The following is a 26,406-nucleotide window of genomic DNA, read 5'->3' as shown; positions in this document are numbered from 1 at the left end:
CAAGACAACCATGACAGCCGGCCCACCGGCACGAAGGAGACGGACATGAAGCAGAAGTCGCAGGCGTGGTTCACGGTATTCCTGCTGTTCCTCGTGTATGGCATCAACTATCTCGACCGCGTCGCGCTGTCGATCGTCGCGCCGATCGTGCAGACCGATCTCGGCATCGACGCCGCGCAGATGGGCCTCGTCTTCAGCACGTTCTTCATCGGCTACGCGCTGTTCAATTTCATCGGCGGGCTCGCGTCCGACCGGCTCGGGCCGAAGCTCGTATACGTGCTGTCGGTCGGGCTGTGGTCAGTGTTCTGCGGAATGACCGCGCTCACCGTCGGCTTCGTGAGCCTGCTGATCGTGCGGCTGCTGTTCGGCATGGCCGAAGGGCCGCTGTGCTCGGCCGCGAACAAGATGGTCAACAACTGGCTGCCGCGCGACGCCGCCGCGACCGCGATGGGCCTGCTCAGCGCCGGCTCGCCGCTCGGCGGCGCGATCGCCGGGCCGATCGTCGGCCTGCTGGCCGCGCAGTTCGGCTGGCGACCGGCGTTCTGGATCGTATGTGCGATCGGGCTCGTGTGGGTCGTCGTGTGGATGATGTCGACCTCGGACCGTCCGGCCACGCCGGTCGGCGGCGCAGCGGGTGCGCCCGCAGCGACACCCGCCGCTGCGCCCCCCCACGCAGGTGCCGCCGCCGGCCCCGCAACGCCCGCACACACGCTGTCGCACTACGTGCGCCAGCCGCGCATCCTCGCGACGGCCGCCGCGTTCTTCAGCTACAACTACGTGCTGTTCTTCTTCTTGAGCTGGTTCCCGAGCTACCTCGTGCGTGCGCACCATCTGAACATCAAGGAGATGAGCGTCGCCACCGTCGTGCCCTGGCTCGTCGGCACGGTCGGCCTCGCGTGCGGCGGCGCGATCTCGGATGCGCTGTACCGGCTCACCGGCAACCTGCTGCTGTCGCGCCGGATCGTGCTCGTCACCTGCCTGCTCGGCGCCGGCGCGTGCGTGGCCGTCGCGGGCGCCGTGCAGTCGACGCAAGGCGCGGTCGCGCTGATGTCCGTGTCGCTGTTCTTCCTGTACGTGACGGGTGCGATCTATTGGGCGATCGTGCAGGACGTCGTGCACCCGGCGCGCGTCGGCGGCGTCAGCGGCTTCCTGCATTGCATGGGCAGCCTGTCGGGCGTGATCGGGCCGGCGGTGACCGGCTTCATCGTCGAGCGCAGCGGCTCGTTCGCGTCCGCGTTCGTGCTGGCCGGCGCGATCGCACTCGCGGGCGCGGTGCTGGCCGGCGTGTTCGTGCGCAACGCACGGCCGTCGGAAGTGCTGCGCGAACGCACCGCACACTGACCTTTCAAGGCTGACGAAGGCCGCGCGGCGCCGCATGAGTCAGCACCGCGCGGCCTTGTCGTTTCATCCAATCATCGCACCCTCGAATATCTCCCATCCGATATCGCGATTTCCGCTGTCGATCGCGCGCCTCTAGACTGGCTACGCGATGGCGACGCTGCGCAGCGGCACGCCCCCACGAAAACGATATGGGAGAGTTCGATGTCCGACCGGGATGCGCGCCGCGGCGCGCTCAAGACACTCGGCCTCGCGGCCGCCACGGCGCTGCTCGGCGCCGCGCGCACCGCTCAGGCTGCGACGCCCGAATCCGGCGCGCTGCTGGCCGGCGGCGCGACGCGCCTCGCCGACCTCACCCGCCGCCTCGCGGCCACGCCGAGACGACGCGACTTCAAGACGGTGCCGATGATCGTCGAGCGCCCCGATCAATGGGATCACGCGGCGCTCATGGAAGTGATCGGCTATCGCGGCGGCCCGAAGCAGGTGTGGGACAACACCGAGCTCGCGGCCCGTGGCTGAACCTGATGCGCAATGCGCTGAACGCGCAGGTCTGGGGATTCGGTCATCCGGACTTCCTCGTCGTGTCGGCCACGCACGGCGCCGCGCATCTCGCGCTGTTCGACCCGGCCGCGTGGGACAAATACGGCCTCGCGACATTCGCCGGCGCCGCGTTCGCGACCAACACGCTGCTCGCCGCGGAACCCGCGCAGTCGAAAGACGCGCAGGATCACGAACTACCTGATGGCGCGTTCTCGTCGCACGACAACAGCATCGCCGCGCTGCAGCAGCGCGGCGTCGTGTTCCTGGCATGCCACAACGCGATCTGGGAGCTCGCGGAACGGCTCGACCGCGCGAATGCAAATCCGGACAAGCTCCCGCTCGACGCGCTCGCCGCCGACCTGACCAACCACGTGATTCCGTCGGCGATCGTCACGCCGGGCGTGGTCGGTACGCTGCCCGAGCTGCAGCACGCCGGTTTCACTTACGCGAAGTGAGGCGCCCGATGACATCGATCCGCACGCGTTCTCCGTGGCGACGCCGGTGGCTCACGGCGCTGTCCGCCACGCTGGCCGCGCTCTGCTGCACGTCGGCGCTGTCGCTCGCTGCCCCGGCCGATGCTTCAAACAGCGTCTTTCCGCCGTGGCAGGACGGCCGCAACAACGACGCGACGAACCGCGGCCTCGAATTCACGGTGCCGCAGGTCGACGTGCTCGCCGATTTCCACGGCGACCTCACCGCGCCGAAGCTCGTGCTGTACGTCGGCGGCAACTACTTCTTCGTTATACAGACAGGTTAAAGACCATAGATTGAAGTCTGTAGCTCACCCGCACATAAGCAGGTATGGACGTTCACCCCGGAATCGGAAGCGTATGGACGTCGGCCGCGAGCGTATGTCTTTGTGACAGACGAGTAACGGCGGTCCCGGCCCAGCCTACGAGCGTTAGGCAACAGATCCGAATCGACCGACAGCAACCCTCTCGGGTTTTCCATTCCTCTTTTTACAGATAGGGGCGAGTTGCCAAAGCCGGCGCGTCAGACGTTCGAGTGTGTGCAACTGTGGTACCGCCCGCAGGGCGGCTGTCCACACCCTTGTGGTGTGGGCAGCAGAGTTGTGCATACGGGGACCTTGCAGTGCACCGTCATCATGACAACGGCCATTGTTACAGATGATGCTGCTCGTTCTCGAGGAGCGCACTCAATCGGTCAAAACTTCTGCTCAAGTTCAGCGACGAACTGGCTGGCTGTAATGTCCAAAACCTCACACCAGCTACATAGCTCAATAACATCCAGCCGGCGCTCGCCGCACGGATATCTGGGCGCGCATTCGCGCGTAAACTCGCTTGCTAAACCAGCATGTGCGGTATGTTGTACATCTGCGCCGTCCAAGTGCTGGACCGTCGACCGTACCCGCATGTTGCTGTCGACCGCCACAGCCGGCGACAAATCCCTCGAACCAGACTCGAATCTTCCTAGCCATAGCGGGAACGACAATTATGGTGAGTGATAGTAGGTACACCGTGCTCGTGCTCGACCAGCCGACACCTACCCTCTTCGTCGACTATGACGGCACGCTCCACCGGGGACACGCCGCTCTCGACCAGAACGGCGATGTGTTACTGGATTCGGGACATCCGCTGTTCGAATTTGCTCCTTTGCTGGCGGAAATGCTCGAGCCGTACCCGGACGTACAGATTGTCCTGACAACGTCTTGGCTCGACACACTACCGCTCGACCAGGTCGTCTCGTACCTGCCGGCTGCGCTTGCCAGACGGGTCGTGGGCACAACTTGCGGCATCAAAGCGCGCTTTGGGTATCTGATGGACGGGTCGGCACGGACCTATATCATCAGGTTTTACGTGTTCGCGAAACGCCTGAAAAATTGACTGGCGATTGACGACTCAGTCTACGGTGCATATCACCTGAGCACCGATTTCCTCGACCTGAGTCCGCACCTGGTCTTGCTCGACGCCCAGCGCGGAATTGGCGACGCGCAAGTCCAGCAGCGCATCCGGGAGTGGCTGGTCGAAGTGCATCCACCCTTGAGTTCCTAGCATCCAGCCGATGGTCCAGCGACTGCAGGAGGTGGTGGGCAAGCTGTACAAGCCACCGGCGGACGGTGCACGCCAGGTGTTTGCGCTGTCGCGCCGCGACGCCGAGAAACTGCCGCGGCTACCGTCGGTTGCCATCATCTCGGTCACCGCACCGGAGCGCCCGCCCGCCAGCCTCGATGGCTTCGCCCATCTGCTTCGCCTGAGCTTCGCGGACGTCGATTTCCTGAGTCCGAGTCTCTCGGAGAAGGCGCGGGAAAAGCTGGGGGAGGCGTTCACCGCAGAGCAGGCTCAGACGATTCGCGCGTTCGTCGAGGCCCTGCCTGACGAAGTCGTGTCGGTGGTCGTCCACTGCGAAGGAGGTTGCTCGCGTTCATGTACCATCGCCTTGGCGCTCCACCAGCTATATGGCTATCGCGCGGAAATCGAACATCTTTCTCAAGCCAACCCCTCAGTCGTTCGCACGCTGATAGGAAATGACCGTAAAGCTCATCGCGAGCGGCAACGGGCCCGTCGTTGAGACGTTTCAACGACCACGCCCGTTGTCCTGCAACAGGCAGCGACGCCCCGTCATGCCTTTATTGAGCCAAGAGTCTGTGACGCCACCAGCTTCGGCAGTGGCTCACATTTGCATTGGCACAAATCGTTCTCCAATGCGACCTGCTTACCCATCATCGTCATCGTGCGCGGTGAGCCGCCGCTTATGATGACGCCCGTCGTACCACAGGCGGGGCACTGAACAGGGGCGCCCAGATAAGCGAAAGGTTGGCCTTGCAACGAGGTCCCAGCGATACCGTCAACCACGACACCGTTGCGGTCAGTCTTATCGCCCTGACGAATGAACCGTCGGCTCATACCGGAAGCCCCGTGGACGAAGCCTCGGCATTGCACGCACGTTCGATATTTGCGGGCCACACCGGTTCGCGGCAAGTCAGTTGGGCGAACCACTGCATCAGGGAGAAAATGAATGCTGGAAGTGCGCCAATACCCATTACCAGCCACACCATCGGATTGCGCGAGTTAGTCAGGGCAGACCAGCCTTCAAAATTCAACCTAAGCGAATTGCGCAGGGAGGCTCCCCTCGGCAGAAACTCTGTCACGGGCGGCACGGAAGCGGGACCTTCCTCCATAAACCGCCGATAAAACTCGAAGTCTTGGTAAAGGATTTTCATGACCTCCCGGCCTCCCACACTGCTCTCATCGAATGCCATGACGACTCGTGTTCCTATCGAAAAAGTGTCCCTAACCAGTCCCTTGTCGTCAAGAACAAGGCAGCGAACCATACGCGGCGTGGTACGCGCGAGGCCCTGTCTGGGTTTGCGTTCAACGTACAGGAAAGCACTATCCCAAGGTACTGACACAACCCCGCCAGGGCCATTGTGCCTGAACGCATAAATCATCCGGTTGCGCCGGTCAAAACGGACGGGTTTGCTGATGTAGTTGAAACAGTCGCGCGTCAATGCCCAAATGCCAATCCCCGAGAAGCAAAGCCCGACAAACAGGAAAAAGCCCAGCGCACCGTACATGAAGCCCTGTTGTCCTCGCTGCTCGTAGATTGGAGGTACATGAGTCAGCATCCAAAGTAGGGCCGCCGTGAATGCCAACGAACCGAGCCCTGGCAGCATAAAGGCAAAAACCCCCCAGCCCTTCTCCGAGTAGGTTCCATCGCGGACCTCAAGACAGGTATCGCTCATCGAGAATACGGAACGGTCGTCCTTGGGCGTGTCAGATGCAGGCTGTCCGATTGCGAGACGAGCACCCTGTTCTTCCTCGCTGACCGGCCGATTCAGGCGGTACCACGAGAGTCCATCAAATGCCATCTCTTTTCTCCATCACGAAAGCATTGCCGCAAATGCCTTTTGGTCTTCGGCCAGAGTCGGAAACCGGTCTTTCGCCTCTTTCAACTTATAAAACATCGTTCGAGCTACTCATCCACTTTCTTTCCTTTGAAGTAGTTGTGCCGCAGGCCGGACACTGAACGTGTGGCGCCCAGATATGAGAAAGGTTGACCTTGAAACGAGGTCCCTGCGATACCGTCAATCACAGCCCCACTCCGGTCGGTCTTATCGCTCTGACGAATGAACCGTCGGCTCATGCTGTAAGCCCGTTGGATGGCGTCACAGCGTTGCACGCCCGCTCGACTTCCTCGGGCCACACCGGTTCGCGACAGGTCAGTTGCGCGATGTAGTAGGCAACAGCCAGGGCGAGTGTCGGTACCGCTGCAATAACCGTCATCAGAGACATAACCAGACTCCCCGACTTCAACAGGTCCGATGCGCCGTCGAACTGCAACTTTAGCGAATTTCGAAACGAGACTTCCGTACTGAGAAACTCGGCTACCGGAGGTACGGCAGATGGCCCCTCTTCCATGAAACGCCGATAGTATTCAAAGTCTTGATAGAGTTCTTCCATCGCCTGCTGTCCAGCCGGGCTGTTCTCGTCAAATGCCAGCTCTACGTATTTTCCGACGGAGAACGTCCCGACAACCACCCCCTTGTCGTTAAGCACAAGGCAACGGACCACACGAGGCGCGGTTGCCGCGAGCCCAGCTTTTGGCTTGCGTTCAATATACAAAAATGCGCTATCCCACGGAACTGAGAAGACGCCGCCTGGCCCATTGTGACGGAAGGCGTATATCGTGCGGTCCAGGCGGTTAAACCGTATCGGCTTGCGAGTGTAATTAAAGCAATCGACGAGAAGCGCTCGCACTGTTATTGCGAGCCCTCCAATGCCAGCCAATGTGAAAATGGTCAGCAGGAAGTAAACAATACCCTCCTGCCCTTTTTCCCGGACAGCGATTGGCATGTGTGTCGCTATCCACATAAACATCGCGACTAGGCACAAGAAGAGGAGACCAGCGGTAGAGAATGCCAGTAACCCCCAGCCTTTTTCACGATAAAGGCCATCACACACCTCAAGGTAGGAATCGGTTGCTTTGAAGGCCGTCCCAACACTCTTTGCACTATCAGTGCACCGTTCGTTGACATACAGTCGTGCTGATGACTCCGTATCCGTTACCGGTCGATTTAGTTTGTACCGGGAGTGTCCGTCGAAAGCCATACTGGTTCCATTCAAGAAAAAATTGCTGTAAACGCCTTCCGATCTTCTTCAAGGCGCTCAAATCTTTCACTAGTCGCCTTGATACCGAAATAGCATTGCTCTAGCCAATCGTCCACTTCGCGACTTTTGAAATAATTAATCAATACACCGATAAGAGCAGCGAGAAGGAGCAACGGCAACGTCAGAACACTTCCCAAAAACGCGGCAACGACCAAGGCTCCTCCGATAAGTGCCGACGTGGTGTAGAGCGCAAACATAAGAATATTTCCGTGCTCCAGTTCGTCGTAGGCATGGTATGCATCGATAGCCGCCGATACTAACCCGACTATAGCCCCACCGAACCTGCCCACGATGGCTAGGAACCGCCCAACCTTGGCCAAGCTCTCGGAAAGCTTGACGCCCACCTTCTCCATCTGCTCAAGCGCGGATGAACCATATTGTGCGACGCCCGCTACGAGCCCACCGACTGCATTGTCGAACTTGATGCCAGCTTCCGTCTGATTGAACCGATTCGCTTTCTTCAACTCCTCACGAGCGAAACGAAGATTGATTGCACCGAATATCGCACCAATACCCGCAAACCCGGGTTCTCCCTTCGTCATAAGCCGGAACTTCGGCATGTAAATCGTCTCGACCACTTCAGACGTCAGCGTCGCACCGGCCAACTTCTCGAAGCCGGGTTTGGCCTTAACGTTTGCCAGGGCGGCGGCCTCCGTCGCAGGGCTTTCGACTAGCACGAATTGCTTCGCCTTAATTTCCGGCTCGGCACTTCCTCCTACGGTGGCCTTGTCCTGAAGCTGTTTCTTCAGGTCCTGCACGCTAATTTTCTGCCGACCCGGCATCATTTCCTGCATCTGGCGGGCGACGTAATTCACCCACTGGTTTACCGACCCGTATACGGCCTTAAACTCGAACAGCTGTTTCGTCCGCATGCACAACGTGACATACAACGTCTTCGCCGCCGCAGTCTCCACGCCCGTACTGACCGCTTGAACGACTGGCCCACCGGTCTCGTGCAACAGTCGCGCCAGGGATTTCGCGACGGCAACCTTAATGCCCTTGTCCTTCGAATCCTCCACCTGCTCTATCTTGCTGTAGGACTCGATGAGCTTCGCCACAAACTCCCTCAGTTCCATGTACGGGTAACTGGACGCTTCCTTGACCTTCTCGGCCAGCACCGGGCTATTTAAGACGAACGCGCGCAGCAGCGGGTTGCGGGTATCGGATACGCTTCCTTGGGCCCACTTGACGAGCACGTCAATGGTTTCTTTGCGGTCCGCCGAGCCTTCGATGCACCGAGTAAATGTGTTGGTATAGTTCAGCCCGCAACGCCAGCTTCCCGACTCGTAGTCGAATTCGAACACATTGAGAAGCGCGGGACTGGAAAGCCATACCTGATGGTCTTGCGATAGCGGCACAAGCGTACTAGTTTGCTCCTGCCTCATGTCGTTTGCCATCTTTTGCCGAAAGTCGACGATGGCCTGCTGCCGATAGTGGGTCGTATAGGGCTTCCATGCCTCCGGTCCGGCCGTTGCAAGCTCCGCCGTCTTCTTCGCCTCAATGCTTTTGAGTTGCTTCTCAAGCGCCTTGCCACCATCGAACAGCGCTCCGAGGCTCATACCCTCATAGGCATTGGCTTCTAACATACTGGCGCCACGTTCAACGTCCTCTTTCGCCGATACCGCGACCGCTTTTTGCAGCGCACCGATTGCGCTGGCGGCCCAGATGCCGTGTTCATACGGTGCAAGCGCAGCGCCGAAAGCGACGCGCTGCTCGAAGTTGAGCTCCTGCGTGATACCGACCGGGTCCCACAATGCGAAGAACAGCCCCTTGTCCGGCAGGATGGTATCCATCGCCTTTTTCAGGGCCGGCTGCTGCCCGGCACGGTCATGGTACGGAAAGCAACCGGTAACGAGCGCATCGGGACGGCCGCCCTGGTATTCGCTCAGCAGCCCCTCGAGATGGTCCAGGCTATCCGCGTGCGGCTGGTTCATGCTGCCGTTATACCAGGCGGTCGCATCGAACTTCTGCATCCGCTTGTCACGACAGCCCATGAAATTCTTCGCATAGGTGTCGCGGACCTTCTGCGTCCAAAGCTCATCGCTGAACGCCAGATACACGGCTCCGGCATGTTCAGCGTCTTCAATGGTGATGCATTGGGCCAGTTGCGCATGCCCGGGTTGATGACAGCTGAACGGCTTCTCGAAACTACGGTCGAGCTTGATGCCGACCGGATAGTCGTACAAGTATCCTTCCGCCGTAACGGCATATATCTGCCACCGCTGTGTTTTCGGATAGAAGATATACACGTAGCCATAGCGCAAAGTGCGCAGCGTGTACTTTGCCTTCTTGAGCGCAATGCTGACAACGCCGTCGCCAAACTTGCCGCCCATGAGCGACATCGCGCCAGCAGAGCTGTGGGCCTTCGAGTTGGCCACGGCCCCGTAGCGGACGGGCAGAATCGGCAATCCCTTCTTCTTGCACATATTGCATGAATTGGGCGCGCGCGAGCTTGTCTGCATCGCGGACTGCGTGAGCTGGGAAATACTCGCAAAGTTCGTGTCGAGTGCCATTCTGTATCTCTCTCGTGCCCCCACTCGGGCTTATTGATATTGGATGCTCTCGCGCGCAATCGCTTCCCAGTCTGCTGCGCTCCAGTTCGCCACCGCTTCAGCATACGGGCCTTTCCGCGGCGCCTGCAGAACGGCCCGAACACGCGGGTGACGGTCGAAGTACGGGGAGACGAGTGTGCCGTGAAGTGCAAAAGCAAGCAGGTCCCCGCCAGCGAGTCCATGAGCTTCGCCTTTTGCAAGCTGCGCATCGAGCAGTGCCGGAATTTCGGGACGCGGCGCCGTACCATTGCGCCGGAGCAAGTCAAGCGCGCGCTGAACCAGCTCGATGCGCGCGATTCGTGCGTGCTGGTCCGCCGTAACAGCGAAGGCTGCGTCCAGTTCGGCGGCGCCGTTGACCACCGTCCAACCGCTCATGGGGTCGAGGTACGTCCACGATGCAACCGGCCCCAGAAGAGCACCCATCTGCTCAGCCTTCAAGATGCGACCCAAGTGCGGAAACACGCGCGGGTCGTAGTAGCGGAAGACCGCATCGCCCGAAGTTGGCGCCCGCAGTATCAACCGGTCCGCCAGATGGTGCTGTAGCCGGCCCGTCGCCTTGCCGCATTCGACAATGGCGCAAACGACCGGCGGCAAGCCATTCTCCAGGTCCGATTCGGCGCGCTCTCTCAACGCTGGCAATTGCAGTTCGGGATGCTCGGCGCAGTACAGCACGGGAGCCACGCCCTCGAGCTCGGGACGAGCCGCGGGAACCAACTCACCGACTTCATAGACCGGCGGCACGCCAAGCAGCTCGAGCTTCCCGTTGACGACTTCAACGATAACGTAGTGAACCATGCTGACCGCCCTACACGAGTGCCGAGCCGGCCTGCGCTGCGGCTGCGAACTGCTGGGCGCACGACTTTGAAGGCGCAAGCTGCGCCGATGCGTTATCGCCCCCCGGGCCATCGAAGACGAGTGGACTGCCCTTGACCTCGACCAATCCCGGCGCATGGATGAAGATTTTGCCGTCGGCGATGCGAATCGTTGCGCCGCCGGCGGTGAGGGTGATTTCCTTCTGGGCCGTAACATTCACCGAATCGGACGTGGACACGACCTTCACGGTTTTGTCTGCCGTAAGTTCGATGTTGTCCGACTGCGCCTGCACTTCGACCTTGCCTTTGCCGGCAAACAGCTTGATACCGGCGTTCTGCACAAAGAAGCTCAGTTTCTCGCCAATGCTGGCAATCCATGACTTGGCCGCCGACACATAGGTGCTCTCGCCGCTGACCAGATTGACGTGCTGGGTGGCTGCTGCGTGGAGTGATTTCTGCGTCGACAGTCCCATGTCAGCCGGGCTCGCGAGCAGCATGACGGGTTGCGAAAATGCGTTGGCGCTTCCGGTGCCGCCACCCGCTGTCCTGCCGCCCGCCATAGAGCCCTGCGCATCGCTCTGCGTCGTCGCAGCGAAGTCCTTGATGGCGTCCTGTGCGTCGTCCAGGGTCTCGGCCTTGCCGTCAGCTGCCGCGAGTGAGCGATGCTGAATCACGCCGCTCGAATCGATAAGGTGTTGCGTGGCTTCCTTCACATCCAGCGGCTGACTCGACGTACCGCCGCGGGCGTAGGTCGACACGTAGAGCCCGCGTCCGGCCCGCAGTGCGCCTGACGCCTCGGTCTTCAGTTCGAATCCCGCTCCAAGGTAGTTGCCGCGCGTATTGCCGCTGTGGTCGATGAGATAGCCGATGTGCAGATACGAATTCGCCGTCGAGCTGAAAAGCTGCGCCCGGTTCTGCGACGTGGAATCGTCGAAGACGAGTTGATTGAAACCCTGCCCGCTGTACTCCTGCGACTTGAAACCGGACAGCAGGCCGTTCGAATGCCAATGTGGCGTGTTGACAGCGTGAAAGAGCACTCCGCTGACGACCGGGCGGTCGCAATCCCCGTCGAGGTAATTGACGGCCACTTCCTGCCCGATTCGCGGAACAAACACACCGCCGAACCCTTTGCCGGCGTGCGGCAGTATCACCCGCATCCAGCACGATGACGTCTCGTTATTGCTACCCAGACGGTCCCAGTGCATCTGCGCCTTCACCCGGTTCAACTCGTCCGTGTACACCTCCTCACCCGCCGGTCCCACGATAGTGGCCGTCTGCATGTGCATGACCGGCTTTCTGTGCTCGAACGGGCTGCGGAATGGCACCGAGCGGCGCTGGACCTCGATTTCGGCCAGCACGAAGCTTTCATTACCTAACGGGTCTTTGGACACGAATGCGGCCTGCCGGTCCTTGTATTCGGCACGCAGACGCGACAGGCGCCGCTGCAGGCTACCCGGGAAGGGACGGCTGTTGCCCAGCGGCAGATTGTTCTGGATAGCCCAACGCACGCCGAGAATCGCGAACTCGCGGTCCTCAGGCTTGTCTGCTTCGTGCTCGGGATGGTCTTCGAGCGTGAACCATCGACCGGCGTCCATGCACGGCACACTGCCCACCCCGAAAAACCGTTTGCTGCGCGAGGCCATCTCTTCAAGTCGAATTCGCATAGCGCGCTCGCCACGGTCGTAGGACTCGCCGGTAACCGGAAAGCTATAGTGGCCCGCGTATTCGTAGACTTCCAACTGCTGCGGGATATCGCCTTGGTCGACCGTAGACCGGTCCGCCCGCTGCAAAGCGCGCGTTGGACGTTTGTAATCCGCCGTGCTGAACGCATATCCGACGCTTTGCGTCGTACGCTCGCCGCTCCATTCGACGAGTGTGCCGGCCTGACCGTCTTGGTCGCCGCGGTAGAACGGTACTCGCTGGGTAGCGAGCGCCTTGCAATTGAAGAGGTCGTCGGTCACGACAACCGTATGGGACTTACCGTCCTCGGCATACTCCACGTACGTGAACCACCCCTCTGACTCCATCAGCCGATGGACGAAATTGTGGTCGGTTTCGTACTGGGTGCAATAAGACCGCACTGCGCCCGGGTCTTTCGTGTCAACACGGAAGTGGCCCTTTGCCTGCATGTGGCCGCTGAACACTTCAGTCAGGATGTCGGCAGTCGTCAGGTCCTGGAAGATGCGCGCATCCTTGCGGTACTGCAGAAAGCGCATCCACGATGAAAAGGAAAGCTGGTAGTAAACGAGTCCCCCGTCCGCGCCGAGGCGTCGCGTGGCATAAACGTAGCCGTGCCAGGGCAGGTAAGACTCGTCGGCTTGACGCACCCATAACGTGACAGGTTGCGCCATCAGGTTCTTCAACTGGAGCGCTTGCTCCCGGGAAACGACGTCGACTGTGAGCTCGAAATCCCGGCCCACGCGAGATTCACCGATAACGCGCTGCGGCAAAAGCACTCTTGCCCCGAGAGGAGTGTCCAGGATGAGCGTCCGGTTCGTCTGCTCGATACCCGCGTCGAGCATCAACGCGTTGGGCAACCTACCCATATCGAATATCTCCTCGGGAAATTAACATGCACATAAATCGAAAGGACAAAAGGTCAGACGAGATTTTGACACAACGACCTTCCCGATTTGATAACAAACGTAAAAACAGCAAGCCTGCAATATTTTCCGAGTCAATGCACCGCAATCTCTCTCCTCGGGAGCATTGGTATTTTTTACATCACCCCAACGTACAGCAATCGCCCAGTACCATCTGTGATAAAAGCGAACAGTTCCCGCGCGTATCGTCCTTCATGGCGTGAGGGCGCTCACATTCTAAAAAATGCGCACCAAATGGACCTCCGCACAATCGCGTTGAGTTATTCAATTTTTCGAAAAATATAACGGCGAAAAATAAGCAACTGTCAGAAATTACTGGTCACGCAAATTTCGTCATGTGTCGCCGCCCTGCCCCGGCGACGTGATTGAACTCCATTCCAAAAGTTGATTCCGGAATACCGCGGCCGCATCTACTCGGAAACGACCCCGCCCGGCCTGCTCGTGAAGCAGATTCACGCGGGCGGTACGATCACCGTCGGCAACATGACGTGGACGGTCGAGCCCGAAGCGTATTTCGCCGGGCTCGGCAAGATCGACGAACTGATCGCGGACGGCACGCCCGACGGTCCGGCCGTACCCTACGTGACCAACCAGTTGACGATCATGGTGCGCGCGGGCAATCCGAAGCACATCGCGTCGCTGAGCGATCTCGCGCGGCCCGACGTGAAGCTCGCGATGCCGAACCCGGCGTTCGAAGGCGTCGCGCGGCAGATCCGCGCATCGCTCGTGAAAGCCGGCGGCGGCGATACGCTCGCGCGCACCGTCTACGACGACAAGGCGCGCGCCGGCACGACCGAACTCACGCACATTCATCATCGGGAAACCGCGCTGTTCCTGATGCAGGGACGCGCCGACGCCGGCGTGCTGTGGCAATCGGAAGCGGCGTTCCAGGAACAGGTCGGGCATCCGCTGATGCACATCGACATTCCGGCCGCGCACAATACGACGGCGATCTATGCAGGCGCGATGGTGAAGCACGCGCCGCATCCGGACGCCGCACGCGCGTGGCTCGCGTACATCCAGTCGCCCGAGGCGTTCCGGATTTTCGCGCGCTACGGCTTCGGGCAATATGACGCGACGGCACCGACACCGCAGCTTGCGCCACGGCAGGACCGGCCCGACGCGGGTTGATCGCGCAATTGCGCACGCCACAAGACAGACAATGAGGAGGGGACCCGTGAACGATTCGGGCGACACACCGCGACGCCGGTTCGCGCCGCTGCTGCTCGCCGCGGCAGCGCTCCTGGCCGGCAACGCGCGCGCGGACGACGTCGCGCTCGGCAAGACCATCGCCACCCGGGGCACGACGACGGGCGTGGCTGCATGCATCGGCTGCCACGGTGCCCAGGGCGAAGGCAACGCGGCCGCCGGCTTTCCGCGGCTCGCCGGCACACATGCCGCCTATCTTTCGGCTCAACTCGCCGCGTTCGCCGACGGCAGCCGCCAGAATCCGGTCATGCAGCCGCTCGCGAAACTGCTGTCGCCGCGCGATCGCGACGCGGTCTCCGCGTACTTCGCGAGCCTGCCCGTGCCGCCCGCCATTGCCGCTTCCGACGCCGCGTCGATCGACCCGGCGAACACCGGCGCGTGGCTCGCGACGCGCGGACGCTGGTCGCAGGGCCTGCCCGCCTGTGCGCAATGCCACGGCGCGGGCGGCCTCGGCGTAGGCACCGCGTTTCCGCCGCTCGCCGGCCAGCCGGCCGCGTACATCGCGAGCCAGCTGAACGGCTGGAAGCGCGGCACGCGCGCGCCCGGCCCGATGGCGCTGATGCCGATGATTGCCGGCAAGCTGTCCGACGCCGATATCGACGCGGTGGCCGCCTACTATGCGCGCGGCGGCGCCGCGAACGGAGAACAACGATGATCGACCGCTCGGTGGTGGTCCGCGGCGCGCGTGCCGCGCTGCTCGGTACGGCCTGGCTGCCCGCGCTCGCGTGCGCGGCCGCGCCGCAGGACGCCCCGGCCGCCGCTTCCGCTTCCGCCTCCGCCGCTTCCGCCTCCGCCACAGCCACCGTTCCCGCGACGACGACGACGGCGAAGCCGTTCACGCCGCCGCCCGAATCCGCGATACCCGCCGACGACTTCGGCAAGACCGTGAAGCTCGGCGAGCAGATCTTCCTGCACACACCCGAGCTCGCGGGCAAGTACGTCGGCAACAAGCTGACCTGCGCGAGCTGCCACCTCGACGCGGGCCGCCGGCCCGATTCGAGCCCAATGTGGGCCGCCTACCTGCTGTACCCGGCCTACCGCATCAAGAACGGCCACGTGAACACGTTCGCCGAACGCCTGCAGGGTTGCTTCAGATACAGCATGAACGGCAAGGCGCCGCCGGCCGGCGATCCGATTCTCGTTGCGCTCGAAACCTATTCGTACTGGCTCGCGAAGGGCGCGCCAGTCGGCACGAAACTGCCCGGCCAGGGTTTCCCGAAACTGCCGCCGCCCGCACAAAAAGCCGACTACGCGCGCGGCGCCGCCGTCTACACGCAGCACTGCGCGCTGTGTCACGGCGCGGACGGCCAGGGACAATCGAGCGGCGGCAAGCCGGTCTTTCCGGCGCTCTGGGGCGCACGCTCGTTCAACTGGGGCGCGGGGATGGGCGACATCCGCAACGCGGCCGGCTTCGTGAAGGCCAACATGCCGCTCGGGCTCGGCGGCACGCTGACCGATCAGGAAGCGTGGGACGTCGCGACCTTCATGGACAGCCACGAACGCCCGCAGGACCCGCGCTTCACCGGCTCGGTGCAGGACACCCGCGCGAAATTCCACGACACGCCCGACTCGATGTACGGACGCGAGGTGAACGGCCGCGTGCCCGGCGCGCCATGAGACCTGGCCGGCCCGGGCGGCGCCGCTTGCACCATCACGGACGCCAGCGATACACGACGAGGCTCGACCCGTTGTAGTTGTCCTTCGTGATCACGTATTCGCCGGTCGAGCGCAGGTACGCACGGATGCCGTACATCGAGTCGACGTCGTTGCCGACGTCCATCGCCGACGTGTTCGAGTTCGTCAGCGTGGTGACGAGGCTGCCGGTGTTCAGGTCGAACACGTCGACGTTCGGCACCGTGTGCACGTAGCCGACGAACAGGTAGTGGCCGGCCGCAGCCATCGATTTCGGATTCGCGCTCGTCAGGTTGATCGCCACGTTCGGCGTGCTCGTGTTGCCGGCCATCCAGCCGCGATAGACCTCGATGTGCCCGTTCATCGCGGTCCAGTCCCAGCTGCCCGAGATGCCCTGCGCGAGGATCATCGTGTCGCTGTCGGCCTGGTAGATGATCCGCGTGAGCGGCAGCACGGTGCGGGGAATCGGAATCTGCACCGGCTTGCCCCATGTCGGCTTCCCGGCCGCGTCGAAACCCGTCATCGGATAGTGGGAGATGTTGTTGGTGCGATCGAGCCCGGCCCACACGTCGCCGTTGTCGTCGAGCGAGAAACCTGCCGTTACCTGCAGCGTCGTGTTGAACGGCTTGCCGGGAATCGAGCCGTCCGGAATCGCGATGTAGCCGCTCGCGCCGTTGAAGTGATAGAGGTTGTAGTTGCCCGGGTTCTGCCCGGTCGCGACGAGCATCCGGGTGCCCTTTACCAGCGCCAGCTGGCCGAAATGCTGGCCGCGCTGGTAGTCGTTCATGTCGAGGCGCGGGTCCTTCGGATAGCTGAACGGATCGATCGTGTTCGCGACGAACGTGCCGCCCGCGGTGCCGGTGTACACGTTGTTGCCGCTGTAGAAGAACGCGCCGTCGGTCGCCGGATCGGGCGCGGCGGCACCCTCGAAGTTCAGCGCCTGCAGCTTCCATTGCAGCGCGCCCGTCGGGTTGTACGAATGCAGGTCGGTGCTGCCGTTGCGCCCGAGATCCCAGCCGCCGCCCCACGCGTTGTTCAGCACGTACAGGTTGCCGGCCGCGTCCTTGCCGATGCCTGCGACGCGCGTGAAGCGCTTGTCGCCGACCTGCCCCTTGATGCCCGACGTCGTGTCGAGATAGCCGCCCTGCACGCCGAACGTGCCGAGCTGCACGGGCTGGCCCACGAGCGCGTAGATCTTGATGTTCATGTCGGGGCCTTCGTCGCCCACCAGCAACTGCCCGCGCGGCGCATCGAAATACAGCGATGCCGGCCGCGCACGGGCCGCCATCTGGATCGTGCTCATCGCCGTGCCCGTCGGGCTGAACTGCGCGACGACGCCCGCACTCTTGCGCGCGACCCACAGGTTGCCGGCCGCGTCGAGCGCCAGCGCGCCGGGCCCCGATACGCCGATGTCGCGCTGCCACACGCCGTCCGTCGTGTAGACGCGCACGCGATTGCCATAGAAGTCGCTCGCGTACAGCAGGTTGCCGGCCGTCGCGAGGCCCGTGATCACGTCCGCGTACTGGATGCCCGTCCACGTGCTGACCGGAATGCGCAGGTCGCGCTGGTTCGTGCTGCGGTTGTAGCGGCCGACCGAGCCGCTGCCGAACGTGCGGTTGTAGCCGAGCGCGACGAACAGCGCGTTCGCATTGCCGGTGATCGCGCCGCCCTGGAATTCGTCGTGGATGCCGATCGTGCCGAGCGTCTGCCCGTTCTGGTAGATCGCGACGCCGCCCGCGTTCTCGTCCCAGCGCGAAGCCGTATAGATCACGCCCTCGGGGGCGACCCACAGCGAGCGCGCGCCGTTGCCGACGTGCGCGGCGAGCGTGCCGAACGTGTTCGCGAGCCAGTCCGTCGTGTATTGCGCTTGTGCGTGACTGACCGGCGCCAGCATTGCCATGCACAATCCAAGCAATGCCGCGCGAATTTGTTTCGATAACATGAATGATGCTCCCGGACGATCGTTTTTCGACACTCTAATTCGCCGCGTATGAAATATCGGTGATTTTTTCAAGAACCGGTTCAATTACCGTGCAAGCGATTCATTACGTTCCCTTACCGCACGACGCGAATTGACCAGCGATGGGGCATGCCGGGGTCACCACCGTGAAACCCGTCAACCAACGCCGTTGCGATCCGTCATTACCGGCACTTTGTTCCGGATTTCCTAATGCTCGCACGTCATTTTTTCTGACATGCGAGCATTGATTTTCATTTCCAGGAAACCGATTCGATTATTACAAATCGAAATAAAAATGAAAGAGAAAAAATATTATCCGGCGCACGCAGCCTTGCCGGGTAAATCGTGAATATATGAAATAAGGCAGTGTGCGGCGGAATGCCGTTGCCGATGAAGATGCGGACGAGGTCCGGGATGTACCGCGCGTGCGGCGAAGGGAAGTGGGCGGCGGTGAATGAGCACGGCCGCACGCCGGCGGGTGGCGGCCGGTTAAGGTCAGCTCGCGCTGTCGAGCGTCGGGCCGTCCCGGCCGTCGAGGTACTTGGGCAGCGCATCGACGACGTCAATCACGCGCTGCCGGTGGAACAGATGCATCCACGCAACCGGCGGCCCGCATCGAACGCGAGCCCCCGGTCATGCGCATGCCATCAGAACTTCTGACGCAGCCCGAGGCTGACGATCGCCTGCGATCGCGAGTCGGACGAGTGGCCGTTCGCCTTGTCCGACACCGACGCGGTCGCCGCCACCGGCCGGCCGAGCGCGTCGAGCGTCGTGCCCGACGCATGCTGGTACGCACCGAGCAGGTACACGCTGGTGCGCTTCGACAGGTCGTAGACCGCACCGAGCGTGACGTTGTGATACTGCGCACGGTTGTCGATGCCGTCGACTTCGCTGCCGCGCGTGTAGCTGTAGCCCGCGAACAGTTGCGTCTGCGGCTGCACGTTCCAGCGCGTGAACACGCCCGCGACGTTGAACGTCGCATGGCCGCTGAACAGCGACTGGGCACCGCTGCGGTACTGCACGTTGCTGTAGTTCACGCCGACCACGGCCGGGCCGAAGTCGTACGTCGCGCCGGTCGCGATGATCTGCTGCGACTGCGCGCTCGCATAGCCTTCGTTGATCGACGAGTTGAACAGGCCGTCGTCGGTGCTCCGCCATTTGCCGGCGGTCGGGTCGGTCGCGCCCGTCTTGCTGTTGTCCGAATGCTCGTAGCCGACGCCCACACGCAGCGGCCCTGCCGCGTACGCCGCGCCGACGCTCCACGTGTTGCGCTGCTTCATGCTGCCCGGCTGGCTGCCGAAGCCGTACAGCGCGCCGAACGTGAAGCCCGCGTAGTTCGCGCTCGTGTACTTGATCGAGCTGTCGACGCGCGCGGTCTGGTCGAGGTCGTCGATGTCGCCCGGATGCGCGCCGAAGCCGCCGATGAACGACGACGGGCCGACCGGGCTCACGAAGTCGTCGAGCGACGTGTACTGGCGGCCGAGCGTGACCGTGCCGTAGCGGTCGCTGCCGACGCCGACGAACGCCTGCCGGCCGAACTGGCGGCCGCCCTGGCCCGACGTGCCGTTGGTGATGTCGAAGCCGTTCTCGAGCACGAACAGCGCGCGCATCCCGCCGCCGAGATCCTCGGCGCCCTTGATGCCCCAGCGGCTGCCGGACAGGTTGCCGGTAGTCAGGGCGACGTCCGAGCGCCCCGTATAGGCGCCCGGCGAGCCGACCCGTTCGTTGCTGCGATAGGTCACGCCCGCATCGACGATGCCGTACAGCGTGACGGAGCTTTGCGCGGAGGCGATGCCCGCGAGCGAGAGCAGCAGCGGTGCTGCGATCAGTTGCTTGTTCATGATTTTTTAGCGTCTCCGGGCGGTGAGCCCGTTGTTCTATGCGAGTAGCGCGTGCGGTCGGCGAGATCCGCCGGCATGGCGAGGCCGGCAGCGTCCGCACACGGGAACGCGCGCATGCGAAACGCGCGCGCGACGTCGCGGCCAGCATGCCCGCCGCGGCCGCCATGGTAGTTGGAACCGGTTCCGGTCGATAGCGCAATAATGAAAACAGCTTCTTGCCAAAATCGAGATAATCAGCCGCGCGGCGGACGTCCCTGTACAGCGCGAGGCCGCGCGCCCGATAATCGGGCACCCGCCTTCCACCGGGAGTCTTCGGCATGCATCAATCGACCCTGCTGATCTTCGCCGCCGTCGCGTTCGTCGGGATCGCGACGCCCGGCCCGACCGTGCTGCTCGCACTGACCAACGGCTCGCGCTACGGCGCGCGCCGCGCGGCCTACGGCTTCGCCGGCGCGATGCTGTCCGACTTCGTGCTGATCGTCGCGGTCGCGCTCGGCCTCGGCGCGCTGCTGATGGCCTCGGCGTTCTGGTTCTCGGTGGTGAAATGGCTCGGCGCCGCCTATCTCGCGTACGTCGGCATCCGGCTGCTCACGTCGAAGGGCTCGCTCGACGTCGCCGTCGCGCATGGCGGCGCGGCGTACGAACGCAACGCGTCGATCTTCGCGAAGAGCTTCCTGACCGCGGTGACGAATCCGAAGGGCTATCTGTTCTTCTCCGCGTTCCTGCCGCAGTTCCTCGATCCGGCCGCCCCGCTGGCACCGCAATACGTTGCGCTCGCGGTCACGTTCGCGCTGCTCGACGGCGCCGTGATGTTCGGCTACGCGCTGCTCGGCGCGCGCGCTATGCGGCTGCTGAAGCGCTCGGGCGCGCTGTGGCTCGAACGCACGTGCGGCGCGATGCTGCTCGCGCTGGCGGGATCGCTCGCGCTGTATCGGCGGCATGCTGCGTAGGAGCATCGGCATGCGCGGTGCTTCGGGCGCTTCGAGCGCTTCAGGCGCGCCGTTCGCGCGGGTCGCATTACCCGCAACGTTCTCAACGGGCTCGCGATGAGAATCGACGTCCCGCCCCGCTCCGGTTTCCCCGGCCTGTCGCTGCGCCAGCTCGACCGCGCGGATCTCGACACGTGGTACGCATACCTGTCGAATCCCGACGTCGTCCGCCACACGAGCTGGAACCTGCATGCGCGCGACGATCTGCTGCCGCTGTTCGACGGCATCGAATCGGCTCATCCGGATTCGATCCGCCGCCTCGCGATCGTCGACGACGCGTCGGGCGCGCTCGCCGGGACCATCGGGCTGCATACGGTATCCACCGCGAACCGCTCGGCCGAGATCGCGTACGACCTCGCGCCGTCGCACTGGGGGCGCGGCATCGCGAGCGCGCTGTGCGCGAGCGTCACCGCATGGGCGTTCGCCGAAGGCGGCTTCATGCGGATCCAGGGCGTCGTGCTGACCAGCAATGCCGGCTCCGCGCGCGTGCTGCAGAAATGCGGCTACCGGTACGAAGGATTGCTGCGCGCATACCGGATGGTGCGCGGCATGCCGGGCGATTTCGCGCTGTACGCGCGCCTCGCGACCGACTGACGGGTCGACGCGACGCGCGACGCGCCGATCCGCACGCCGTCGACGCGAATGGACGACCCGCGGCGAATTCGCGACAATCGCCGTTCCCCGCCTCGACTCCTTCGCCATGAAAATCGCCGCGCTGTCCGACATCCACGGCAACCTCGCCGCGCTCGACGCGGTGCTCGACGACGTGCGCCGCCGCGGCGCCGACGTGATCGTCAACCTCGGCGACATCGTGTCGGGCGCGCTCCATCCTGCCGCAACGGCCGACCGCCTGATCGCGCTCGACCTGCCGACCATCAAGGGCAATCACGAACGGCAACTGCTGACCGGCGATCGCGACACGATGCGGCTGTCCGACCGCTGGGCGCACGACACGCTGCGCGACGACCATCGCGCATGGATCGCCGCGCTGCCCGAGCGCCTGACGCTCGGCGACGATGTACTGATGGTGCACGGCACGCCCGCCAGCGACCTCGTCTACTTCCTCGAAACGGTCACGCCCGACGGCTGCCGTGCGGCGACGCCCGATGAAATCGCGCAGCGCGCGGGCGACGAGACGGCCTCGCTGATTCTGTGCGGCCATACGCATGTGCCGCGCCTCGCGAAACTCGACGACGGCCGGCTGATCGTCAACCCCGGCAGTGTCGGGCTGCAAGCGTACGCGGACGATCTACCGCACCCGCACCGGATCGAAACGGGTTCGCCGCATGCGCGCTACGCGATGGTGTCGCGCACGCCGGCCGGCTGGCACGCCGAATTCCATGCGGTCGAATACGACTGGCATACGGCCGCCGCCACCGCGGCATCGCGCGGCCGCGACGACTGGACCGTCGCGCTGCGCACCGGCCGGTGCTGACGCATCGCCGCCTTCCATTCACCCGCTTCGTTCACCAGAAAGCCGATCCGTCATGCCCGTTCCGTCACAACTGCTGTTCCTGCCCGGCGCGTCGGGCAGCACCGCCTTCTGGCAACCGCTCGCGAGCCGCCTCGCGCATCCGGCCGAGCGTCGGATCGTCGGCTATCCGGGCTTCGGCGACACGCCGCGCGATCCGGCCGTCGACGACTTCGACGGTCTCGTGCGCCATGTGCTGAGCGCGATCGACCGGCCGACCGCCGTGATCGCGCAATCGATGGGCGGCGTGATCGCGATGCGCGCGGCACTCGAACGTGCACCGCTCGTCACGCACCTGGTGCTGACGGTCACGTCGGGCGGCCTCGACATGCAGGGGCTCGGCGCGCAGGACTGGCGCGCCGGCTTCGCGCAAGCGAACCCGCAATTGCCCGACTGGTTCCTGACGTTGCGCGCCGACCTGTCGCAGGGCATCGGCCGCATCGCGCAGCCGACGCTGCTGCTGTGGGGCGACGACGATCCGATCAGCCCGGTCGCGGCCGGCAAACGCCTGCTCGAACGGCTGCCCGATGCACGGCTGCACGTGGTGCCGGGCGGCCGGCACGATCTCGCGGCCGTGCATGCCGAAACGCTCGCGCCGCTCGTCGACGCGCATCTGCAGCGCGTGTGACGCAGCCCGCTTCGACCCAGAAGCCCGCGACGCGCTCGACGCCGCATCTCGGGGCGCCCCGTCAGGTCGCGTTCACCAGCGTCAACCGCGCTTCGAGTCCGCCGCCGTCCGGCCGGTTGCGCAACGTGAGCGTGCCGCCCATCGCGAGCGCAAGCTGCCGCGCGATCGCGAGGCCGAGCCCCGTGCCGCCCGTCTCGCGATTGCGCGACGTCTCCACGCGCCGGAACGGTTCGAACACCGCATCGAGCTGATCGTCCGGAATGCCCGGCCCGCGGTCGAGCACCGCAATGACCGCGCCGCCGCCCGGCGCCGCCTGCACGTCGATCTCGGCCGCGCCCGCGAACTTCAGCGCGTTGTCGACGAGGTTGCCGACGATCCGGCGCAGCGCCTTCGGCCGCGTGACGAGCGCGAGCGGGCCGCCGCCATGCAGCGCGACGTCCTGCCCCGCATCCGTGTAGTCGCACACGATGCTGTCGAGCAGCGCATCGAGATCGATCCGGCGCGCGGCCTCTTCCGTGCCGTGCAGCGTGCGCGCATACGCGACGCCTTCCTTCACCAGATGCTCCATCTCGAGCAGGTCCTGGCGCAGCTTCGCGCCCTGCGCGTCGTCGTCCATCACGTCGACGCGCAGCCGCATCCGCGTGATCGGCGTCTGCAGGTCGTGCGAGATCGACGCGAGGATCTGCATGCGCTCGGCCATGTATTGCGCGATGCGGTCCTGCATCGCGTTGAACGCCCGCGCGGCACGCGCGACTTCGGACGGCCCGTCCTCGTTCAGGCGTTCGCCTTTCAGGTCGGGGCCGAGCGCGTCGGCCGCCTGCGCGAGCTGCTTCAGCGGCCGCGTCGCGAGCCGCACCGCGAGCCAGCAGCACCCGGCCAGCACCGCGAGCTGCAGCGCGAGCACGACGGGCAGCCAGCCCGACAGCGGCACCGTCGACATCGGGTGGATGTCGATCGTCAGCGGCGAGCCGTCGGTCAGGCGCAGATGCACCTGCAGATGTTCGCGATCGCCGGGGATCGCGTTCGCCGTCAGCGGATAGTCGCCGCCGATGCCGTCCGAGATCGAGCGCTCGACGCGCGCCGAGAGCCGCGCCTCCGGCGGCGTGCCCGTCTCGCCGGGCCCGAGGATGAACGCGTAGCTGCGCCGTGCGAGACGCGGCAGCCACGCGGCACGCTGGTCGGGCGGCAGGTGATCGAGCAGCGCGACCGAACTCGCGACCTCGCGTTCGATGTAGCCCATCATCAGGTTGGTGGTCGCCTGGTCGCGCTCGGTGACGGTGAGCCAGAACGACAGCGTCTGCGCGAGCGCGAGGCCCACGCACAGGATCAGCGCGAGCCGCGCGAACAGCGAGCGCGGCCAGTGCCACGGGGTGCGCGCGCTCATGCGTCGCCTTCGACCGCGGTCACCGCCGACGAGAACACGTAGCCCTCGTTGCGCAGCGTCTTGATGTAGCGCGGCTCGCGCGCGCCGTCGCGCAGGCGCTGGCGCAGCCGGCTCACGAGCAGGTCGATCGACCGGTCGAACGGATCGGACTGCCGGCCCTGCGTGAGGTTGAGCAGCTGGTCGCGCGTCAGCACGCGCTGCGGATTGTCGAGGAACACGCGCAACAGCCGGTATTCGGCGCCGCTCAACGCGACCAGCGTGCCTTCGGCGTCGAGCAGGTGACGCCCCGTCGTGTCGAGCCGCCATTCGCCGAACGCGAGCATCGCGGCCGACTCCGTCACCTGCATGCCGGGCGGCAGCATGCGCGCGCGGCGCAGCACCGAGCGGATCCGCGCGAGTAGCTCGCGCACCGCGAACGGCTTCGCGAGATAGTCGTCGGCGCCCATCTCCAGACCGATGATGCGGTCGGTTTCCTCGCCACGCGCGGTCAGCATCAGCACCGGCACCGTCCGGAACTTGCCCGCGCGCAGATCGCGGCACAGCGTGAGGCCGTCCTCGCCGGGCATCATCAGGTCGAGCACGATCAGGTCGGGCGCGCCGTCGTCGAGCGCGTTGCGCATCTCGCGGCCGTTCGCGGCGAGCGACACGCGCATGCCGTTCTTCTCCAGGTAGTCCGCGATCAGTTCGCGGATCGCGCGATCGTCGTCGACGATCAGTACGTGGTCGATCTTGTCCATGGGCGGTGTCGTTGGCGTGATGTTCCGGCTGGCGATGTCCGCTTTTATACCCCACCGCGGGCACCCGTTTGTATCCCAATGTATCGCGCCGCCGTGACGACACACAACATTGCACACACGCGGCTTGCCGGACACATCGCAGATACGTCGGCGCGGCCCAATGAGGGCTGTCGAAACCTGTCCGGCCGCCGCCCCCGCGCGGCGGCCGGCCGAACCGGAGAACCGCCATGCCGACCAGACTCAAGACCGCCGCCCTCGTGATCGCCCTCGCCGCCACGGCCGGGCTCGCCGCGTTCGCCGGCACCCGCGACGACGCGGGCATGCCCGCCTCGCTGGCCGGCACGCCGGCGCCCGACTTCACCGGCATCGAGCAATGGCACAACAGCGCGCCGCTCAAGCTCGACCAGCTGCGCGGCAAGGTCGTGCTGGTCGATTTCTGGACGTACTCGTGCATCAACTGCATTCATACGATTCCGTACGTGAACGACTGGTACCGGAAGTATCGCGACCAGGGGCTCGTCGTGGTCGGCGTTCATACGCCCGAGTATCCGTTCGAACGCGATGCGAAGAACGTCGCCGATGCGGTCAAGCGCTTCGGCATCCAGTATCCGGTCGCGCAGGACAACCGTTACGACACGTGGCGCGCGTACGGCAACCAGTACTGGCCCGCGCTGTACCTGATCGACGCGAACGGCAAGGTCGTCTATACGCGGTATGGCGAGGGCGGGTATGACAAGACGGAAGCGGCGATTCGGGGGGCGCTGGCGCAGGCGGCAGAAGGGACAATGGGAACGAAGGGCGCGACGCGTACGCAGTAGCGTGCGCCGGCGGGGGTGCCACATGCGCCCCCGTGCGATTCACCGTGACTCACCCGCGCTTCGCGTCGGCTTCCGCCAGCATCGCCTCCCCGATCGCGAGATTCCCGTCCGCGATCAGCGCGTCGCCCGCGCCGCGAATGTCGTCGACCGCCTTGTTCTGCCCGAGCTTGCGCTTGCCGACGAGCCGCGTGATCTCGATCTGCAGCCCGACGATCGACTGCAGCATCGTGTCGAGATAGTCCTTCGGCGCGTCGGCCATCTTCCACGGCGCCGGCTGCGACGCCTCGTGCGTGCGCGTCAGCCGCGCGACCACGCCGCGCACGAACTTCTCGTCGTCGCGCACGGTGATGCGGCCGTGCGCATGCACGACCACGTAGTTCCACGTCGGCACCTGCCGATGCGCGACGTGCTTGCTCGGGTACCAGTTCGGCGAGATGTACGCGTCGCCGGCGCGGAAGATCACGAGCACCTCGTCGCCATCCGCGACGTCCTGCCAGACCGGATTCGCGCGCGCGACGTGCGCATGCAGTTCGCCGAGGCCGCCGTCGCCCGGCAGCAGTTCGAACGGAAGGTGGTTCGCGTCGAGCCCGCTGTTCCCGCGCGTGACCAGGGTGCCGAACGGATGCTGGACGATCAGTTCGCGCAGCACGTCGGGACGGGATTCGGCGAAATCGGCGGGGACATACATGGCGGCTCCACGGTCAGACAGGGTTGGGAGGGAACGGGTCGGAACCGGCCCGTCATGCCCCGATTGTGATCGCTA

General features: G+C 64.2%; 22 protein-coding genes and 4 pseudogenes. 13 read left to right on the top strand and 13 right to left on the bottom strand.

Going from position 1 to position 26,406, the window contains the following annotated elements:
* Positions 1 to 45: 45 nt before the first annotated feature.
* The 4 genes and pseudogenes from DIE04_RS07775 to DIE04_RS07760 all read left to right on the top strand — a co-directional run bounded on the left by DIE04_RS07775 (position 46) and on the right by DIE04_RS07760 (position 3,722).
* Complete coding sequence (locus DIE04_RS07775; RefSeq protein ID WP_124488660.1) at positions 46 to 1,341, top strand: MFS transporter; 1,296 nt, start codon at positions 46 to 48, stop codon at positions 1,339 to 1,341.
* A gap of 201 nt (positions 1,342 to 1,542) precedes the next feature.
* Positions 1,543 to 2,333 (top strand): annotated as a pseudogene (locus tag DIE04_RS30360) (transcriptional initiation protein Tat).
* Positions 2,334 to 2,341: 8 nt separating this feature from the next.
* A pseudogene (locus tag DIE04_RS07765) lies at positions 2,342 to 2,623 on the top strand (ABC transporter substrate-binding protein); the annotation flags it as partial.
* A gap of 733 nt (positions 2,624 to 3,356) precedes the next feature.
* A complete protein-coding gene (locus DIE04_RS07760; RefSeq protein WP_124488661.1) occupies positions 3,357 to 3,722 on the top strand; it encodes an HAD domain-containing protein in 366 nt (121 codons plus the stop codon).
* Between the two features lie 15 nt (positions 3,723 to 3,737).
* On the opposite strand, the gene DIE04_RS30055 is transcribed toward DIE04_RS07760, so the two are convergent.
* Positions 3,738 to 3,872, bottom strand: coding sequence for a hypothetical protein (locus DIE04_RS30055; RefSeq protein ID WP_259645653.1), 135 nt, complete (start codon positions 3,870 to 3,872; stop codon positions 3,738 to 3,740).
* Positions 3,873 to 3,900: 28 nt separating this feature from the next.
* On the opposite strand from DIE04_RS30055, the gene DIE04_RS07755 reads away from it, so the two are divergent.
* A complete protein-coding gene (locus DIE04_RS07755) occupies positions 3,901 to 4,407 on the top strand; it encodes a hypothetical protein (RefSeq protein WP_124488662.1) in 507 nt (168 codons plus the stop codon).
* A 50-nt stretch (positions 4,408 to 4,457) separates the two neighbouring features.
* On the opposite strand, the gene DIE04_RS07750 is transcribed toward DIE04_RS07755, so the two are convergent.
* From DIE04_RS07750 to DIE04_RS07720, 6 genes are all read right to left on the bottom strand, one after another.
* Positions 4,458 to 4,742, bottom strand: a complete 285-nt coding sequence (locus tag DIE04_RS07750; RefSeq protein WP_124488663.1) for a PAAR domain-containing protein — start codon at positions 4,740 to 4,742, stop codon at positions 4,458 to 4,460.
* Positions 4,739 to 5,707 carry a DUF6708 domain-containing protein gene (locus DIE04_RS07745; RefSeq protein WP_124488664.1) on the bottom strand — a complete coding sequence of 323 codons (969 nt, stop codon included), beginning with the start codon at positions 5,705 to 5,707 and terminating at the stop codon, positions 4,739 to 4,741. The genes DIE04_RS07750 and DIE04_RS07745 overlap by 4 nt, the downstream gene beginning before the upstream one ends.
* A gap of 271 nt (positions 5,708 to 5,978) precedes the next feature.
* The gene (locus DIE04_RS07735) at positions 5,979 to 6,692 is read right to left on the bottom strand and encodes a DUF6708 domain-containing protein (RefSeq protein WP_260426201.1); all 714 of its coding nucleotides are present in this window, start codon (positions 6,690 to 6,692) and stop codon (positions 5,979 to 5,981) included.
* Between the two features lie 266 nt (positions 6,693 to 6,958).
* A complete protein-coding gene (locus tag DIE04_RS07730) occupies positions 6,959 to 9,520 on the bottom strand; it encodes a T6SS effector BTH_I2691 family protein (RefSeq protein ID WP_124488666.1) in 2,562 nt (853 codons plus the stop codon).
* Between the two features lie 30 nt (positions 9,521 to 9,550).
* Complete coding sequence (locus DIE04_RS07725) at positions 9,551 to 10,354, bottom strand: DUF4123 domain-containing protein (RefSeq protein WP_124523290.1); 804 nt, start codon at positions 10,352 to 10,354, stop codon at positions 9,551 to 9,553.
* Positions 10,355 to 10,364: 10 nt separating this feature from the next.
* Entirely contained in the window at positions 10,365 to 12,917 is a 2,553-nt protein-coding gene (locus DIE04_RS07720; protein ID WP_124488668.1) for a type VI secretion system Vgr family protein, read from the bottom strand.
* A gap of 447 nt (positions 12,918 to 13,364) precedes the next feature.
* Here DIE04_RS07720 and DIE04_RS07715 point away from each other — a divergent pair.
* The 3 genes and pseudogenes from DIE04_RS07715 to DIE04_RS07705 all read left to right on the top strand — a co-directional run.
* Positions 13,365 to 14,105, top strand: a pseudogene (locus DIE04_RS07715) (substrate-binding domain-containing protein); the annotation flags it as partial.
* Between the two features lie 46 nt (positions 14,106 to 14,151).
* The gene (locus DIE04_RS07710; protein ID WP_185500324.1) at positions 14,152 to 14,838 is read left to right on the top strand and encodes a c-type cytochrome; all 687 of its coding nucleotides are present in this window, start codon (positions 14,152 to 14,154) and stop codon (positions 14,836 to 14,838) included.
* On the top strand, positions 14,835 to 15,800 hold the full coding sequence (locus DIE04_RS07705; RefSeq protein ID WP_124488670.1) for a c-type cytochrome: 966 nt from the start codon (positions 14,835 to 14,837) through the stop codon (positions 15,798 to 15,800). The genes DIE04_RS07710 and DIE04_RS07705 overlap by 4 nt, the downstream gene beginning before the upstream one ends.
* 34 nt (positions 15,801 to 15,834) lie before the next feature.
* On the opposite strand, the gene DIE04_RS07700 is transcribed toward DIE04_RS07705, so the two are convergent.
* The 3 genes and pseudogenes from DIE04_RS07700 to DIE04_RS07690 form a co-directional block, all read right to left on the bottom strand.
* Positions 15,835 to 17,757: an SMP-30/gluconolactonase/LRE family protein gene (locus DIE04_RS07700; RefSeq protein WP_124523294.1), complete on the bottom strand. Its 1,923-nt coding sequence runs from the start codon at positions 17,755 to 17,757 to the stop codon at positions 15,835 to 15,837.
* 513 nt (positions 17,758 to 18,270) lie between these two features.
* Positions 18,271 to 18,369 (bottom strand): annotated as a pseudogene (locus DIE04_RS07695) (aldehyde-activating protein); the annotation flags it as partial.
* A 53-nt stretch (positions 18,370 to 18,422) separates the two neighbouring features.
* Complete coding sequence (locus DIE04_RS07690; RefSeq protein ID WP_124523296.1) at positions 18,423 to 19,616, bottom strand: porin; 1,194 nt, start codon at positions 19,614 to 19,616, stop codon at positions 18,423 to 18,425.
* A gap of 317 nt (positions 19,617 to 19,933) precedes the next feature.
* On the opposite strand from DIE04_RS07690, the gene DIE04_RS07685 reads away from it, so the two are divergent.
* The 4 genes from DIE04_RS07685 to DIE04_RS07670 all read left to right on the top strand — a co-directional run bounded on the left by DIE04_RS07685 (position 19,934) and on the right by DIE04_RS07670 (position 22,704).
* The gene (locus tag DIE04_RS07685; protein WP_124488673.1) at positions 19,934 to 20,566 is read left to right on the top strand and encodes a LysE family translocator; all 633 of its coding nucleotides are present in this window, start codon (positions 19,934 to 19,936) and stop codon (positions 20,564 to 20,566) included.
* Positions 20,567 to 20,662: 96 nt separating this feature from the next.
* A complete protein-coding gene (locus tag DIE04_RS07680; protein ID WP_124488674.1) occupies positions 20,663 to 21,199 on the top strand; it encodes a GNAT family N-acetyltransferase in 537 nt (178 codons plus the stop codon).
* A gap of 106 nt (positions 21,200 to 21,305) precedes the next feature.
* A complete protein-coding gene (locus DIE04_RS07675; RefSeq protein WP_124488675.1) occupies positions 21,306 to 22,040 on the top strand; it encodes a metallophosphoesterase in 735 nt (244 codons plus the stop codon).
* 52 nt (positions 22,041 to 22,092) lie between these two features.
* Positions 22,093 to 22,704, top strand: a complete 612-nt coding sequence (locus tag DIE04_RS07670) for an alpha/beta fold hydrolase (protein ID WP_044847427.1) — start codon at positions 22,093 to 22,095, stop codon at positions 22,702 to 22,704.
* Positions 22,705 to 22,765: 61 nt separating this feature from the next.
* Here the strand turns inward: DIE04_RS07670 and DIE04_RS07665 are convergent, their stop codons facing one another.
* Together DIE04_RS07665 and DIE04_RS07660 are read right to left on the bottom strand one after the other, a co-directional pair.
* Positions 22,766 to 24,088: an ATP-binding protein gene (locus tag DIE04_RS07665; protein ID WP_124523299.1), complete on the bottom strand. Its 1,323-nt coding sequence runs from the start codon at positions 24,086 to 24,088 to the stop codon at positions 22,766 to 22,768.
* The gene (locus DIE04_RS07660) at positions 24,085 to 24,825 is read right to left on the bottom strand and encodes a response regulator (RefSeq protein ID WP_044847429.1); all 741 of its coding nucleotides are present in this window, start codon (positions 24,823 to 24,825) and stop codon (positions 24,085 to 24,087) included. The genes DIE04_RS07665 and DIE04_RS07660 overlap by 4 nt, the downstream gene beginning before the upstream one ends.
* A gap of 227 nt (positions 24,826 to 25,052) precedes the next feature.
* Between DIE04_RS07660 and DIE04_RS07650 the strand changes: the two genes are divergently transcribed.
* Positions 25,053 to 25,643, top strand: a complete 591-nt coding sequence (locus DIE04_RS07650; protein WP_124523303.1) for a thioredoxin family protein — start codon at positions 25,053 to 25,055, stop codon at positions 25,641 to 25,643.
* A gap of 49 nt (positions 25,644 to 25,692) precedes the next feature.
* Here DIE04_RS07650 and DIE04_RS07645 read toward each other — a convergent pair whose 3' ends face one another.
* Complete coding sequence (locus tag DIE04_RS07645; RefSeq protein ID WP_124523305.1) at positions 25,693 to 26,331, bottom strand: FMN-binding negative transcriptional regulator; 639 nt, start codon at positions 26,329 to 26,331, stop codon at positions 25,693 to 25,695.
* Positions 26,332 to 26,406 lie beyond the last annotated feature (75 nt).

The organism is Burkholderia sp. Bp8994, assembly GCF_003853805.1.
In the GTDB taxonomy this organism is placed as follows: Bacteria; Pseudomonadota; Gammaproteobacteria; order Burkholderiales; family Burkholderiaceae; genus Burkholderia.
The sequence above is the reverse complement of the archived record's forward strand: the minus strand, read 5'-3'. Positions and strand labels throughout refer to the sequence as shown.